The organism is Planktothrix sp. PCC 11201 (assembly GCF_900009135.1).
Taxonomy (GTDB): Bacteria; Cyanobacteriota; Cyanobacteriia; order Cyanobacteriales; family Microcoleaceae; genus Planktothrix.
Genome location: NZ_LT797709.1, coordinates 111,856 through 125,483, shown reverse-complemented (window position 1 = coordinate 125,483; position 13,628 = coordinate 111,856). Strand labels below are relative to the sequence as shown.

Here is a 13,628-nt window from a genome sequence, read left to right as displayed (position 1 = left end):
AATTCTCATCGGTTAGTCGCCCTTACGGACACTCCGAAAGGATTGCTGTTAATTTTTTATAGGGAAAGAATAGTGGGTCTTTTTAGTCGTTTTTCGCAGGACATGGGCATTGACCTAGGGACTGCTAACACATTGATTTATGTATCGGGTAAGGGCATTGTACTACAAGAACCCTCGGTTGTCGCCATTGACAAACTAGAAAAAATCCCGTTGGCGGTGGGAGAAGAAGCCAAAAAAATGTTGGGCCGCACTCCAGAAAATGTAGTGGTACTACGACCCCTGCGGGATGGGGTGATTGCAGACTTTGATGCAGCCGAACAAATGCTAAAACACTTTATTCGGCGGGTGAATGAGGGAAAAACCTTGATTGCGCCTCGAATTGTGATTGGGATTCCCAGTGGAGTAACTGGAGTAGAACGCCGGGCGGTGATTGAAGCGACTTCTCAGGCTGGGGCGCGGGACGTCCGACTAATTGATGAACCTGTGGCCGCGGCCATTGGTGCGGGTTTACCCGTTTCCGAAGCGACAGGAAATATGATTGTGGATATTGGGGGCGGGACAACGGAAGTCGCCGTTTTGAGTTTACAGGGAACGGTATTGAGCGAGTCCGTGCGGGTGGCTGGAGATGAACTCAACGATGCCATCATTTTGTATATGAAAAAAGTTCATAACTTAGTGATTGGAGAACAAACGGCTGAGGATATTAAAATTAAGATGGGTTCCGCTTACCCCAACCCCGCCGCCGATGAAGAAATGATTATGGAAGTACGGGGGATTCATTTATTATCAGGTTTGCCTAGAACCGTGACTATTAAATCTCCAGAAGTGCGCGAAAGTATGGCAGAACCTCTATCAATTATTATTGATGCGGTCAAACGCACTTTAGAACGGACTCCCCCAGAACTGGCTGCTGATATTATTGATCGGGGAATTATGTTAGCCGGTGGAGGAGCTTTACTCAAGGGCATTGATGCCTTAATTAGCCACGAAACCGGAATTATTACCCATATTGCGGCTGACCCCCTATGTTGTGTGGTGTTAGGTACTGGTCGGGTATTAGAAAATTTCAAACAGTTGGAACGGGTTTTTACTGGGAGTTCCCGCAATCTGTAACAATTGATAATCGATAATTGATAATTGACCCTGAAAAAAGTAATTATCAATTATCAATTATCTTCACAGTTAATTTTAATTGGTATGCAAACACGCAGTTGGTGGAGTCGCAGTCGGAATCAATTTTTTTTACTGGGTTTGGCAATTTTAGCCGCTTGGTTAGTGCGACAAACTCAAGGGGCTGCTTTATATGAAATGTACTATTGGGTGACTCGTCCGTTTCATTTATCGGCATCAACCGTAACGGAACAGGAAAGAATTGTTCGACAAATTGATCCTCGAATTAATCAGTTGGAAGCTCAAATTCAAGAACTGAAAAACCAAAATCAAAAGCTTCAGGATCTTTTAAATTATGTCGCTGCTAAAAAACAGGGTAAGGGAATTGTGGCTCCTGTGATTGGTCGCAGTGCCGATTCTTGGTGGAAACAAATTATTATTGGTCGTGGGAGTCAGCAGGGGGTTCGGAATCAGGATTTAGTGGTGGCTCCCGGTGGATTAATTGGACGGGTGATTAGTATGACACCTAGTACCAGTAAAGTGATGCTTTTGAGTGATCCGATGAGTCGCATTGGGGTGACGATTAGTCGCAGTCGCAATATGGGATTTCTCAAGGGAAATTCGACCGAACAAGGAATCATGGAATTTTTTGAAAGTGATCCTAAAGTTAAGGTGGGAGATGTGGTTGTTACTTCTAGTTATAGCCAGCTTGTCCCTGAAGGTTTGCCCATTGGTAAAGTCGTTTCTGTAGATATGAATAAAGCCCCATCCCCCGAAGCAATTGTTGAGTTTTTTGCCTCTATTCCTTCTGTGGAATGGGTGATTATTTATCCGAATCAAAAATCAGTAATTGATAATTAATTGCTCTTACACTGATTACTGATAAACGATAATTGATAACTGATTAAATATGTTTTTTAAGCCTTATCAAGTTTTAAATTTGATGATTACCATTATTTCTTTAATGGTTTGTATTTGGTTATCTTTGGTTCGGATTCCTGGGTTAGAACTCTTTGGAATTACCCCGAATTGGGTGTTAATTTGGCTGGTGACTTGGAGCATTAAACGCTCTTTTTTACAGGCTATGGTTGGGGGTTTATGCTGTGGGTTGATTTTAGATGGATTAACAGTTTCTTTTCCTTCCCATATTATTCCCTTGGTGATTGTTAGTCTTTTAACCGTAGTGATTTATAAACGAATTATCAAAAAAATTCAAGAGGATTTTATTTCTGTTGCTGTGATGGTTTTTGGGATGGCGATTTTAGTGGAAGCTATCCGAGGTTTTCAATTGAACAGTTTTGGATATTTGGCTTTAGATGAATTATTCCGATACCAACAACGGGTAGCACTGTCCACAGCAATTTTGAGTAGTTTGTGGACTCCTGTCATCTATCTGCCGCTTAATCGCTGGTGGGCATTTCTGGAAACCTCAAATCAACTAAAATCTTAGGGGCGGGTTTGGTGGAGAGTTGGGTTAATTCACAAAGTTCTCACGGAACTCGCTTCTACACGCTCTCACCGAAACTTATATGCTTAAACATAGCGATTTTGACCAAACAGATACAGCAGTTCGCGCTAAAATTCTCAGTGAAGCTCTCCCCTATATTCAAAAGTTTTCTAATCGTACAATTGTGGTGAAATATGGGGGGGCTGCGATGAAGGATAGCAGCCTGAAAGATAAGGTGATGCAGGATATTGTGTTACTATCTTTTGTCGGAATTCGGGTGGTGGTTGTCCATGGCGGTGGCCCAGAAATTAATAGTTGGTTAATTAAATTGGGAATTGAACCTCAATTTAAAAATGGGTTGCGAGTCACTGATGCCGCAACCATGGATGTAGTGGAAATGGTGTTAGTGGGTCGGGTGAATAAGGAAATTGTCTCTTTGATTAACCAGGCTGGAGGGGAAGCTGTTGGCCTATGTGGCAAGGATGCCAACTTAATTAAAGCTCGTCCCGAAGGTCAAGCGGATATTGGTTTTGTAGGAGAAGTCAGTAGTGTGAATACTAAACTTTTAGAGTCTTTGGTGAGTAGTGGTTATATTCCCGTGGTTTCTAGTGTGGCAACGGATGAAGATGGACAGGCTTATAACATGAATGCCGATACGGTTGCCGGGGAAATTGCGGCGGCCTTGGGTGCTGAAAAGTTAATTCTGTTAACCGATACAGCCGGAATTTTGGAGGATTATCATAATCCCGATACCTTAATTGCCCAAGTTAATATTCAGGAAGCCCGACAATTAATTGAACAAGGAATTGTTTCCGGGGGGATGATTCCTAAAGTCAATTGTTGTGTCAGAAGTTTAGCCCAAGGTGTGCGGGCGGCTCATATTTTAGATGGTCGTGTTCCCCATGCTTTATTGCAAGAAGTCTTCACTGATTCGGGGATAGGGACGATGATTGTCGCTTCTGAATTTATGCGTTAAAGATTCACCGATAGAGAGATAACAACAGTTGGGTCGGGCGGGTTTATTAATATCTGAGTAAAGTTTACTAGATTTGGGAGAACCCGCCCCTACAGGTTTATGTTGTTTTTTCAGGCTGAGTTGCAATCCGCTATTTTTTCTTCTTGGTAATTACCATTGGCAGCATTAATAGCATCTTGGCGATTAAATTCTAATGCCTCTTCCAACGTAGTTTTAAGACTTGCCAATAATTGATCACGGGAAGATTCTTGACAATTCACTCCTGGAATTTCTTCAATCCAGCCAATTCACCAATTCCCATCTTGTTTAATAATTGCGGTATAGGTATTGCTCATATTTAGCCTATTTTATATTGATCTTAGGGTACAAATTAAAACATAGTCTCAGTATAACTTATCCCGTTTTGAGTTAGATAGAGAGCGATCGCTATTTTTAAAAAAGTATGATGTTTGGGTTGGTAGCTATGCGATCGCCTTTTGCTGGGCGGAACCCATCGCGCTATACTAGATTAAGAACGACTAAGGAAATATAGCCCATGTCTTTTGAGATTAAATTGAGTGAAAAATTGCTTAAAATTCAAAACCTGTTAGAAGATTTACAAGATTTACGAGATTTAAGAACAGCACAACAAAAAGAACAAGAAAGTCCTACTTTTTATTTAGATGAAGTTAAGCAAATATTAAATTTATCTTAGCTTAAATCCATCAATATTAAAAATTCCTAATTAACTTAACCAAATTTTAGCACTTTGTAGGGGCGGGTTCGAGACAATCTTTGTTAATTCACATAAATTTTAATAAACCCGCCCTTCCTGATATTTATTCAACTAAGGGGGGCAGGTTTATTAAGATTAGGGTGGGGTTTTCTAAATCTGAGAGAACCCACCCCTACCTCATACCCAATAGAAACCGAGTTTCTCTGAGAAACCTGGTTTCTAACACTTAACTTCCGCCAACCCGCGCCACATCACGGGAATTGGCTTCAAACGCCGCCGTTAACGCATCATCCCCCGTTAAACCGGATTTTTCCGCTTCTTTTAATGCTTCCAAAACCCGCTTATAATCCCGGGGAATCACCTTAACAAATGTCGGAATCATTTCCGTCCAATTTGCCAAAATTTTCAGCGCTTTCTGACTCTTGGTATACTCCGCGTGTTTAGCAATTAATTGGTAAACCTGATTAATTTCTTCCGGGTCTTCCAACTTTTCTAAATCCGCCATGGACGGATTACAACGGGTAGCAAAATCTCCGCTTTCATCGAAGATATAGGCAATCCCGCCACTCATCCCCGCCGCAAAGTTCCGTCCGGTCGCACCCAGGACAACGACCTTACCTCCGGTCATATATTCACAACCATGATCTCCCACACCTTCCACAACAGCATTCACGCCGGAGTTACGCACCCCAAAACGTTCCCCCGCTAACCCTCGGATATAGACTTCCCCCAGAGTTGCGCCATAGAGGGCAACGTTACCGATAATGATGTTATCTTCAGGGATAAAAGTGGAAACTGCCGGAGGATAAATAATAATTTTACCTCCGCTTAATCCCTTACCCACATAATCGTTCGCATCCCCTTCCAATTCTAGCGTCACACCCTTGGGAACAAAAGCCCCAAAACTTTGACCCGCACTGCCTTGGAAATGCAGATGCACCGTATCTTCCGGTAAACCGTGCCAATGGTTTTTGGTGATTTCATTGCCTAAAATCGTTCCCACCGCCCGGTTAATATTTTTAATCGGTAGGGTCGCTTCAACCTTCTCACCTTTCTCAATAGCAGGTTTACACAAATCCAGTAACACGGTGATATCCATAGATTTATCTAACCCGTGATCCTGGGGAATTTGACAATAACGGCCGATATCGTCCCCAACTTGCGGTTGATAAAGGATTTTAGAGAGGTCAATTCCCTTGGCTTTCCAATGGTCAACGGCTTTCTTGCCTTCCAATACATCCGTGCGTCCCACCATTTCCGTTAAGCTACGGAAACCCAACTCAGCCATGATTTCTCGGACTTCCTGGGCGATGAACTTCATGAAATTAACGGTATACTCAGGATCACCGGAAAAACTCTCCCGCAGTTGGGGGTTTTGGGTAGCAATACCCACCGGGCAGGTATTTAGGTGGCACACCCGCATCATAATACAACCCAGGGTGACTAACGGGGCGGTTGAAAAGCCGAATTCCTCGGCTCCTAACAACGCCGCCACCACCACATCCCGGCCAGTTTTCATCTGACCATCGGTTTCCACGGCAATGCGCGATCGCAAATTATTCAACACCAGGGTTTGATGGGTTTCTGCTAACCCCAACTCCCAAGGCAGTCCGGCGTGTTTAATCGAAGTTTGGGGAGACGCACCCGTGCCCCCATCAAAACCGGAGATTAAGACCACATCGGCATGGGCTTTAGCTACCCCGGCGGCAATGGTTCCGACTCCGACTTCCGAGACTAACTTCACACTGATCCGAGCCTGGCGATTAGCATTTTTCAGATCATGAATTAATTCGGCCAAGTCCTCAATCGAATAAATATCGTGGTGAGGAGGAGGAGAAATCAAACCCACGCCGGGGGTAGAATGGCGAACTTTGGCAATGGGCGGATAAACCTTACGTCCGGGCAGTTGTCCTCCCTCTCCGGGTTTAGCCCCCTGAGCCATTTTGATTTGAATTTCCTTCGCTTGGGAAAGGTACAAACTCGTGACCCCAAACCGACCGGAAGCGACTTGCTTAATAGCGCTATTTTTCGAGTCCCCCTGTTCGTTTGTCCAGGTGTAACGGTCTGGGTCTTCGCCACCTTCTCCGGTGTTAGACTTACCCCCAATCCGATTCATGGCGATCGCTAAGGTTTCATGGGCTTCCTTAGAAATCGATCCATAACTCATCGCCCCGGTTTTAAAGCGTTTCATAATCGCTTCAATGGGTTCGACTTCTTCTAAAGGAATCGGTTGACGATCTTTAAATTGCAATAACCCGCGCAGGGTGAAATATTTCTGGTTTTGTTCATTCACCAATTGGGCGTATTTTTTGAACAATTCATAATCTCCCAAACGCACCGCTTTCTGGAGGGAATGAATCGCTTCCGGGCTTAATAAATGGGCTTCTCCTTCCTTACGCCATTGATATTCACCCCCCACATCTAGGGTATGGGTTTTCTCCCCGGGTTGGTTGGGGAAAGCGTGGGTATGACGTAAGATTGCTTCTTGAGTAATAACATCTAAATCAGCCCCTTCAATCCGAGTAGCCGTCCAACTAAAGTATCGATCAATCACCGATTGATTTAACCCAATAGCCTCAAAAATTTGGGCACCACGATAACTTTGTAAAGTGGAAATCCCGATTTTTGAAGCCACTTTAACGACCCCTTTTGTGGCGGCTTTAATGTAATTTTTGCAAGCGGTTTTATAGTCCACACCGACTAATAATCCCTGCTCGATCATATCGTGGATACTTTCAAACGCCATATAGGGGTTAATTGCCCCGCAACCATAACCGATTAACAGGGCGTAATGATGGACTTCTCGGGGTTCACCGGATTCTAAAATAATCCCTACCCGTGTCCGAGTCCCTTGACGAATTAGATGGTGATGTAAACCGGATACCGCTAACAGGGCCGGGATGGGGGCGTTTTCCGGGTTGACTCCGCGATCGCTCAAAACTAACAGGTTCACCCCACCTGCAATCGCCTTGTCAGCCTGGGCAAAAATCCCCTCCATTACCGCTTCAAGACCTTTTACCCCATCTTTGGGGTTAAACAGAATCGGCAGGGTAACGGCTTGAAAACCGCCCCCATTCACAAATTTAAGTTTAGCTAATTCTTCGTTACTCAGAATTGGGCTTTTCAGTTCGATCAGGTGGCAACTTTCCGGTTCGGGTTTTAAGAGGTTGCGTTCCGCCCCGATAGTCGTTTCCGCCGAGGTGATAATCTCCTCCCGAATGGAGTCGATGGGGGGGTTGGTGACCTGGGCAAACAGTTGTTGAAAATAATCATAAAGCAGTTTCGGGCGATCGGATAACACCGCCAAGGGCGTATCAGTTCCCATGGAACCCACCGCTTCCACCCCATCCCGGGCCATGGGGGTTAATAACAGGCGCAGATCCTCGAAGGTATAACCAAAGGCTGTTTGTAGTTGGACTAAGCCCTCTGTAGACGCGCCATGGCTCGTCTCTACATCGGGGTCTGGGAGGTTCGCCAATTCCACCATATTCTGGTTGATCCAGTCCCGATAGGGTTGTTCCGTGGCGATTTTGGTTTTAATTTCCTCATCGGTAATGATCCGCCCCTGTTCCATATCCACCAGGAACATCCGCCCGGGTTGTAACCGACCTTTATGGGCCACCCGTTCCGGTTCGATGGGGAGAACTCCGGCCTCCGACGCCATAATTACGAGATCATCCTTAGTGACATAATAGCGGGAAGGTCGTAAACCGTTGCGATCGAGGACAGCCCCCATCATCGTCCCATCGGTAAAGGCAATGGAAGCCGGGCCATCCCAGGGTTCCATTAAGCAGGAATGGTACTCATAAAAGGCTTTTTTCTCATCACTCATGGACTCGTGGGCCGTCCAAGGTTCCGGGATCATCATCATCACCGCATGGGGAAGCGATCGCCCAGCCAAGACTAACAATTCTAGGGCATTATCAAAAATGGTCGAGTCGCTACCATTAATATTGATCACCGGTTGAATTTTTTTCAGATCCTCCCCAAATAGTTCCGACTCCAACATCGACTGGCGGGCGGTCATCCAGTTAATATTGCCCCGCAGGGTATTAATTTCGCCGTTATGGGCAATATAACGATAGGGGTGGGAACGTTCCCAACTGGGGAAAGTATTGGTACTGAAGCGGGAGTGAACCAACGCTAAGGCACTTTCCATATCAGGATCATGGAGTTCGGGGTAATAATCACCCACCTGTACAGGCATCAGCATCCCTTTATAGACCATTGTGCGACAGGAGAGACTCGACAAATACAAATAGGTGTCCACCTGAGTCACCCGGATCTCGCTATGGGCGCGTTTACGGATCACATACAGTTTCCGTTCAAAGGCCAAATCATCTATTAAACCCGAACCCCGTTGAATAAACACCTGCTGCATGAAGGGTTCACTCATTTTAGCGGTATTTCCCAGGGAAGAATGATCTGTGGGAACATCTCGCCACCCTAAGACCTGTTGACCTTCATCGGCCACAATTTTCTCAAAAATTCGGCGACCGCTTTCCCTGGCGTTGGTATCGGGGGAGGCGTACATCATCCCCACGCCATATTGACCGGGTGCGGGTAGGGTAATATTCTGCGCCGCCGCCACTTTTTTCAGGAACTTGTGGGGGAGTTGCATTAAAATTCCCGCCCCGTCACCCGTATTGGTTTCCGCACCACAGGCGCCGCGATGGTCGAGGTTGAGGAGGATGGTTAACCCCTGTTCGACAATATCGTGGGACTGTTTGCCTTTCATCTGCACAATAAACCCGACCCCGCAGGCGTCGTGTTCAAATTGTGGATCGTATAAACCCTGTTTTTCGGGGAATTTGTGAGTATTCATGACAGTCAATTTAAGGTTATGAATGTAGATACCTAGAGCTTTACAGTCTCCGAGGGCAACGAAGGCCCATTAAGGGAGGGAAAAACCTATTATGTCAGCTTACCTTGGTTCAGGGGAGTTGTGGGGGAGTTAGGGGAGTTGGGGAAAACAAAAAATTGTTCTGTTTGTTGGTATACATTTAGACTAAGTTGGGACTGAATGATCAAGATTATTAACCCTAAAAAATGGACACAAATTCGGTGTGTAGGGTCGGGGCCCGCCGTCCCCCTACGATGATTCGGATTTTCAGCTATTTGTACAACTGATTTAGACTTGCTATAATTTTACAATCTATTTAGAATTGTTATAGAATAATACTCCGATAAAAGTCGGTAGATTACTAACAAGTTAAAAACTTATGGATAACAATAATAAACAAGTTTACAATTATACAGTGATTCTGGAAAAAGAACCCGATGGAGGTTATCATGCTTTTTGCCCTATTCTAAAAGGTTGTCATTCTCAAGGAGATTCTTTTGAAGAAGCGATCGATAATATTACAGAAGCGATTGAATTATATATTGAAAGTTTAAGGGCTGATCATCAGTCAATTCCTAGAGAAGATTTAATTGTTAAGCCATTAAGGATCTTAGCATGAGTAATTTTCCCAGTGTCAAAGCTAAAGACTTTATCAAAGTTATCGAAAATTTAGGTTTTTATTTTGACCGTCAAAAAGGGAGTCATGCTCTGTATGAGGATGTGTAATTAATTTTGTTTAGGTACTTATAGCAATCCGTGTAGGGTTTGTAATATTTTATCCTAGGGGTTGGGAGACTTAACCCAAGCACCAAGAGGGTTGGAAGACCCAACCCCTACAGATTTTTATCACAACTCAAATAGGATTGCTATATTAATGTTTTGACACTCAATCATCTTGACGCTTGGAAATGATATTAAAGTTTTGATCAAGGTAAATCTCATAACTCTTTCCATCGGAGCAAATCACGTCATCAACTTCATAACGATTGCGATTTAATTCAAAATCTACATCATTATCATCATCAAATGAACACCCCTGACCTGCCAAAACCTGTTTAATTCTAGTAATTTCCTCTGGGGTTGCGTCTCGATCGTCATCGGCTCGAACACTGTCTATCCCCAAAATCAAGCTAAAAAATGACAGAGATATCAATAAAAGACAACCCGAACCTGTTTTTTTAATCATAAATTACCTCTCGGATTTTTCGAGAATTTACTTTTTGACAGATGCTATTGTACTCTAATTGTCTCCTCTATGGTAATCTAGGTATGTTAATTAAGCAAAAGGAAAAAGCATTGTTAAGCGAATATCATAGAAAAAAGTTACTGTATCACTTTCACTGTCTGGATGCAGATAATTCGGGCTTCATTGGCAAAGAAGATGCTAAGATCTTTGCCGAGAGATTTGCCAAGCTCCGTAGCGCGGATTTAGGTTCAGAAATTCACAAAGATTTGTTGTTTAAGTGGCTTAATGTTTGGGAGAATTTTTGGTCTAAAGCGGATTTGGATGAAGATGGTAAGGTTAGTCCTGAAGAATTTTGTCAAAGCATAGAAAAAGCGGTTTCAAATCCAGATTACAACGACCCTTTAATAGAGACTTTGTTTGATATTATTGACTTAGACGGTGATGGTCACATCTCACAACAAGAGCATCGTCTTTTTTTCAGTGTGTTTGACCTAGATGCTGAAAAATCAGCCTTTGTCTTCTCAAAACTTGATATCGACCAGGACGGCATTCTCTCTAAAAAAGAGTTTGTTTCTGCTAAGAAAGAATTTCTAACTGAAAAGGAACCCGGTGCTGTAGGCAACTGGTTTTGGGGTTCTGTGGAGTAATGCACGCCATGATTGTGGGGGATTATCTTCAGAATTTTAAGATATAGCAGTCACCAGACCTATTAGGACAAAGAGTGATGCTGAAAGCTAGACGGTGAAGTCTTTTCCTCCGGTATTCCCTGTTCCCTGTTCCCTGTTCCCTGTTCCCTGCTATAAGACAGAAACCCGGTTTCTGGGCGGGTGGGTATTCTTTAATCTAACTCTCGCCGCCCTTCCAATGCCCGGGCTAAGGTAATTTCATCGGCATATTCTAACTCGCCGCCCATCGGTAAACCAAAGGCAATTCGAGTGACTCTGGTAAAAGGTCTTAACAGTTGACCGATATATAAGGTCGTGGTTTCCCCCTCAATACTAGGACTAATGGCAATAATCACTTCTTTAATCTGTTGTTGACTCACCCGCCGCACTAGGGGTTGAATGGTTAATTGTTCGGGGCCAACCCCATCCATCGGAGAAATTACCCCCCCCAAAACATGATATTTACCCTTATATTCCCTGGTTTTTTCTAAAGCGATGACATCCCGGGAGTCGGACACCACACAAATTGTATCGGGGTCACGTTGGAGGTTGCGACAAATATCACAAACGGGTTCAGCCGAAAGATGAAAACAAACCTGACAAAAACCGACTTGCTGTTTCGCATCCAATAACGCCTGAGCTAAGGCTTGCACGTCTTCATCGGGACGCTTAATAATATGAAGCGCTAGGCGTTGGGCGGTTTTTGGCCCCACACCGGGTAAATGCTGTAATTGCTCAATGAGTCGAGCTAAGGGACGAGTATAAACCGTTGGACTGCCTCCAATTCCAAACCGTAGTCAGCCCTTCAGGGCTTTCTGAGAGAGTCCTAAAGGACTCACTACAAACCGTAGTCAGCCCTTCAGGGCTTTCTGAGAGAGTCCTAAAGGACTCACTACATCTTACCTTAAAAATTCCCCCTCTCCTTCTCCCCCCATCTATTCGGTTTCCGCATGGAAATTATGCTCAATGGGTTTTGATTGTTTGAACAAGTGTGACTAAGCTAGGGATAACCCACAAAAAAACGAATCCTCTAAACAAAATCTGTATGTTTGAATTAATCCCCTTTCATAAATTCCGTGATACCCCCAGTGTCCGTTTTTTTGATATTACTATTGCCAATTCAAACGCCCGCGATTTAGTATTCCATGAGGGGCCAGCCATTAGTCCGAATAATACGGAAACTGGCTATTGGCAATTTTATCTTCATCCTCATCAAGAAGATAATTTGTTAGCGGTGAGTGGGGGACGTACCTTTTATTTAGTTAATTTTGCCTGGAAAGATCCCTATCATATTGTTAGATTAGATGCCAACCGTCACATTTTGAGGATTCCCCCCGGAACCTTCCATCGTTCTGTTTCTGACCCCGATGGTTCTTTGGTATTAAACCAAGCCGTTAGAACCGCAGAAGCGACTATTCAAAGTGAGTTTCGCGTTTATAATAGTTTTGAAATTCCCCGTTTGCTCAGAGTAACTTCTAAATTCGGCCCGGAACCCATTTTACACGGTTTTGATCAGGAAGAACGACAAGCGGCTTAAATTAGCACCTCAGAAACCGGGTTTCTCGAAGGAACCGGGTTTCTCTGTTGGTTTCTAATTTTTCTCTAAAAATCGATTTGGTCAAATCACAATTTTTTAGGTTAATCTGTTCTAAATTCAGGGAGCTTAGATCGGCTTCCCAGAGGGGTAATTCTGAAAAATCTGCCCCGACTAAATCTATATTGAGAAAACACAATAAATTAATCAAAGTTCCAAAAGCATAACCGCAGGGGCCTTGTATTTCTCTGAGTTTGATTAAAATGATATTAAGCTGTTCGGCTACGTCTTCTGGGCTATTATATCGGGCGACAAGTTTCTGAATTAAAGGCTGAACTAGGCTAGAATTTTGATACTCTCGAACAGAATCGGTTGCTGTTGCTTGGAAAATTGGATAATTTTGCAATATCAAAAATAATGGACAATAACGAGGAGTTTTTTTATCATATTCCCAAGTTAAATCTTGATAAAAATCTTCAATAATTTTTTCTGTTATATAAGCTCTAATTAAATGAGTTTGAGTAAATCCTAAATTTTCTTTTTCAATTAGCGATCGCCGTTGCAAAGATTCTAAAGTTTCGAGTAATAGGGCTTCAGAAACAGGTGGAAATACATTTTCTATAAGTTGTTTAACAGAAACAGATTGACCCTCAATTGTCAACCAGTACATGATCTTTTGTTCTAAGTCTGATAAATGGTTGAATTGCTGATCCAATATTGCTTTTATTCCATTAAAAATTAGATGATTTTCGCTTATAAATTCTGCGATACTATTGTTAAATAAATCTTGAATTGATGTAGCAACCAGTTTTAATAAAAGAGGATTACCCGAATAATCCCTAACCAGTTTTTTATACTCTAAAGAACTTCCTTTAACCTGTTTCAGTTTTAAAATTTCCTCTCCTGCTTGAGAATCTAAACCTTTTAAATTGAAGACTCGCACAGGTAAAAGATTTCCGGCTAAAACAGCAATTTTTTGAGGAGTTTCTCGACTGGTGATTAGAATACAACTTTGATGGTTAATTTCTCCTAGTTGTCGCAGCAGTTGCCCATATTCTTCATATCCATTTCGGTAGTTTCCTGTTAACATTCTATCTTGAAAAATGGCATCAAACCCATCAAATATAATTAAACAGCGATGGTTTTGTAAGT

13 protein-coding genes are annotated in these 13,628 nt (G+C 43.2%); 9 read left to right on the top strand and 4 right to left on the bottom strand.

Annotation, left to right across the window (positions count from 1 at the left end):
* Nucleotides 1–72 precede the first annotated feature (72 nt).
* The 5 genes from PL11201_RS19165 (at nt 73) to PL11201_RS26205 (ending at nt 4,227) form a co-directional block, all read left to right on the top strand.
* Nucleotides 73–1,113, top strand: coding sequence for a rod shape-determining protein (locus PL11201_RS19165; RefSeq protein ID WP_079680489.1), 1,041 nt, complete (start codon nt 73–75; stop codon nt 1,111–1,113).
* 84 nt (nt 1,114–1,197) lie between these two features.
* Nucleotides 1,198–1,971, top strand: a complete 774-nt coding sequence (gene mreC / locus PL11201_RS19160) for a rod shape-determining protein MreC (RefSeq protein WP_079680523.1) — start codon at nt 1,198–1,200, stop codon at nt 1,969–1,971.
* A 49-nt stretch (nt 1,972–2,020) separates the two neighbouring features.
* Entirely contained in the window at nt 2,021–2,560 is a 540-nt protein-coding gene (mreD, locus tag PL11201_RS19155; RefSeq protein WP_079680488.1) for a rod shape-determining protein MreD, read from the top strand.
* A 79-nt stretch (nt 2,561–2,639) separates the two neighbouring features.
* Nucleotides 2,640–3,533, top strand: coding sequence for an acetylglutamate kinase (argB, locus tag PL11201_RS19150; RefSeq protein WP_079680487.1), 894 nt, complete (start codon nt 2,640–2,642; stop codon nt 3,531–3,533).
* Between the two features lie 535 nt (nt 3,534–4,068).
* Entirely contained in the window at nt 4,069–4,227 is a 159-nt protein-coding gene (locus tag PL11201_RS26205; RefSeq protein WP_144017828.1) for a type II toxin-antitoxin system Phd/YefM family antitoxin, read from the top strand.
* Nucleotides 4,228–4,474: 247 nt separating this feature from the next.
* Here PL11201_RS26205 and gltB read toward each other — a convergent pair whose 3' ends face one another.
* The gene (gltB, locus tag PL11201_RS19140) at nt 4,475–9,073 is read right to left on the bottom strand and encodes a glutamate synthase large subunit (protein WP_079680486.1); all 4,599 of its coding nucleotides are present in this window, start codon (nt 9,071–9,073) and stop codon (nt 4,475–4,477) included.
* A gap of 397 nt (nt 9,074–9,470) precedes the next feature.
* Between gltB and PL11201_RS19135 the strand changes: the two genes are divergently transcribed.
* A complete protein-coding gene (locus PL11201_RS19135) occupies nt 9,471–9,710 on the top strand; it encodes a type II toxin-antitoxin system HicB family antitoxin (RefSeq protein WP_079680485.1) in 240 nt (79 codons plus the stop codon).
* The gene (locus PL11201_RS26200) at nt 9,707–9,817 is read left to right on the top strand and encodes a type II toxin-antitoxin system HicA family toxin (protein WP_144017827.1); all 111 of its coding nucleotides are present in this window, start codon (nt 9,707–9,709) and stop codon (nt 9,815–9,817) included. Before PL11201_RS19135 ends, PL11201_RS26200 begins: the two co-directional genes overlap by 4 nt.
* 160 nt (nt 9,818–9,977) lie before the next feature.
* Here the strand turns inward: PL11201_RS26200 and PL11201_RS19130 are convergent, their stop codons facing one another.
* Nucleotides 9,978–10,277, bottom strand: a complete 300-nt coding sequence (locus PL11201_RS19130; RefSeq protein WP_079680484.1) for a PepSY domain-containing protein — start codon at nt 10,275–10,277, stop codon at nt 9,978–9,980.
* Nucleotides 10,278–10,360: 83 nt separating this feature from the next.
* Between PL11201_RS19130 and PL11201_RS19125 the strand changes: the two genes are divergently transcribed.
* Nucleotides 10,361–10,924 (top strand): EF-hand domain-containing protein, encoded by a 564-nt coding sequence (locus PL11201_RS19125; protein WP_079680522.1) that lies wholly within the window; start codon nt 10,361–10,363, stop codon nt 10,922–10,924.
* 191 nt (nt 10,925–11,115) lie between these two features.
* On the opposite strand, the gene recR is transcribed toward PL11201_RS19125, so the two are convergent.
* Nucleotides 11,116–11,727, bottom strand: a complete 612-nt coding sequence (recR, locus tag PL11201_RS19120; RefSeq protein WP_079680483.1) for a recombination mediator RecR — start codon at nt 11,725–11,727, stop codon at nt 11,116–11,118.
* A gap of 260 nt (nt 11,728–11,987) precedes the next feature.
* On the opposite strand from recR, the gene PL11201_RS19115 reads away from it, so the two are divergent.
* Complete coding sequence (locus PL11201_RS19115; protein ID WP_079680482.1) at nt 11,988–12,479, top strand: redox protein; 492 nt, start codon at nt 11,988–11,990, stop codon at nt 12,477–12,479.
* Nucleotide 12,480: 1 nt separating this feature from the next.
* On the opposite strand, the gene PL11201_RS19110 is transcribed toward PL11201_RS19115, so the two are convergent.
* Nucleotides 12,481–13,566, bottom strand: a complete 1,086-nt coding sequence (locus PL11201_RS19110; RefSeq protein ID WP_079680481.1) for a pentapeptide repeat-containing protein — start codon at nt 13,564–13,566, stop codon at nt 12,481–12,483.
* Between the last annotated feature and the right edge of the window lie 62 nt (nt 13,567–13,628).

Excerpts from the sequence above, each read along its gene's own strand:
- gltB (WP_079680486.1), bottom strand. The coding sequence starts at position 9,073 with ATGAATACTCACAAATTCCCCGAAAAACAGGGTTTATACGATCCACAA.
- PL11201_RS19130 (WP_079680484.1), bottom strand. The coding sequence starts at position 10,277 with ATGATTAAAAAAACAGGTTCGGGTTGTCTTTTATTGATATCTCTGTCA.
- PL11201_RS19115 (WP_079680482.1), top strand. The coding sequence starts at position 11,988 with ATGTTTGAATTAATCCCCTTTCATAAATTCCGTGATACCCCCAGTGTC.
- PL11201_RS19110 (WP_079680481.1), bottom strand. The coding sequence starts at position 13,566 with ATGTTAACAGGAAACTACCGAAATGGATATGAAGAATATGGGCAACTG.
- PL11201_RS19135 (WP_079680485.1), top strand. The coding sequence starts at position 9,471 with ATGGATAACAATAATAAACAAGTTTACAATTATACAGTGATTCTGGAA.
- argB (WP_079680487.1), top strand. The coding sequence starts at position 2,640 with ATGCTTAAACATAGCGATTTTGACCAAACAGATACAGCAGTTCGCGCT.
- PL11201_RS19125 (WP_079680522.1), top strand. The coding sequence starts at position 10,361 with ATGTTAATTAAGCAAAAGGAAAAAGCATTGTTAAGCGAATATCATAGA.
- PL11201_RS26205 (WP_144017828.1), top strand. The coding sequence starts at position 4,069 with ATGTCTTTTGAGATTAAATTGAGTGAAAAATTGCTTAAAATTCAAAAC.
- PL11201_RS26200 (WP_144017827.1), top strand. The coding sequence starts at position 9,707 with ATGAGTAATTTTCCCAGTGTCAAAGCTAAAGACTTTATCAAAGTTATC.
- mreC (WP_079680523.1), top strand. The coding sequence starts at position 1,198 with ATGCAAACACGCAGTTGGTGGAGTCGCAGTCGGAATCAATTTTTTTTA.
- mreD (WP_079680488.1), top strand. The coding sequence starts at position 2,021 with ATGTTTTTTAAGCCTTATCAAGTTTTAAATTTGATGATTACCATTATT.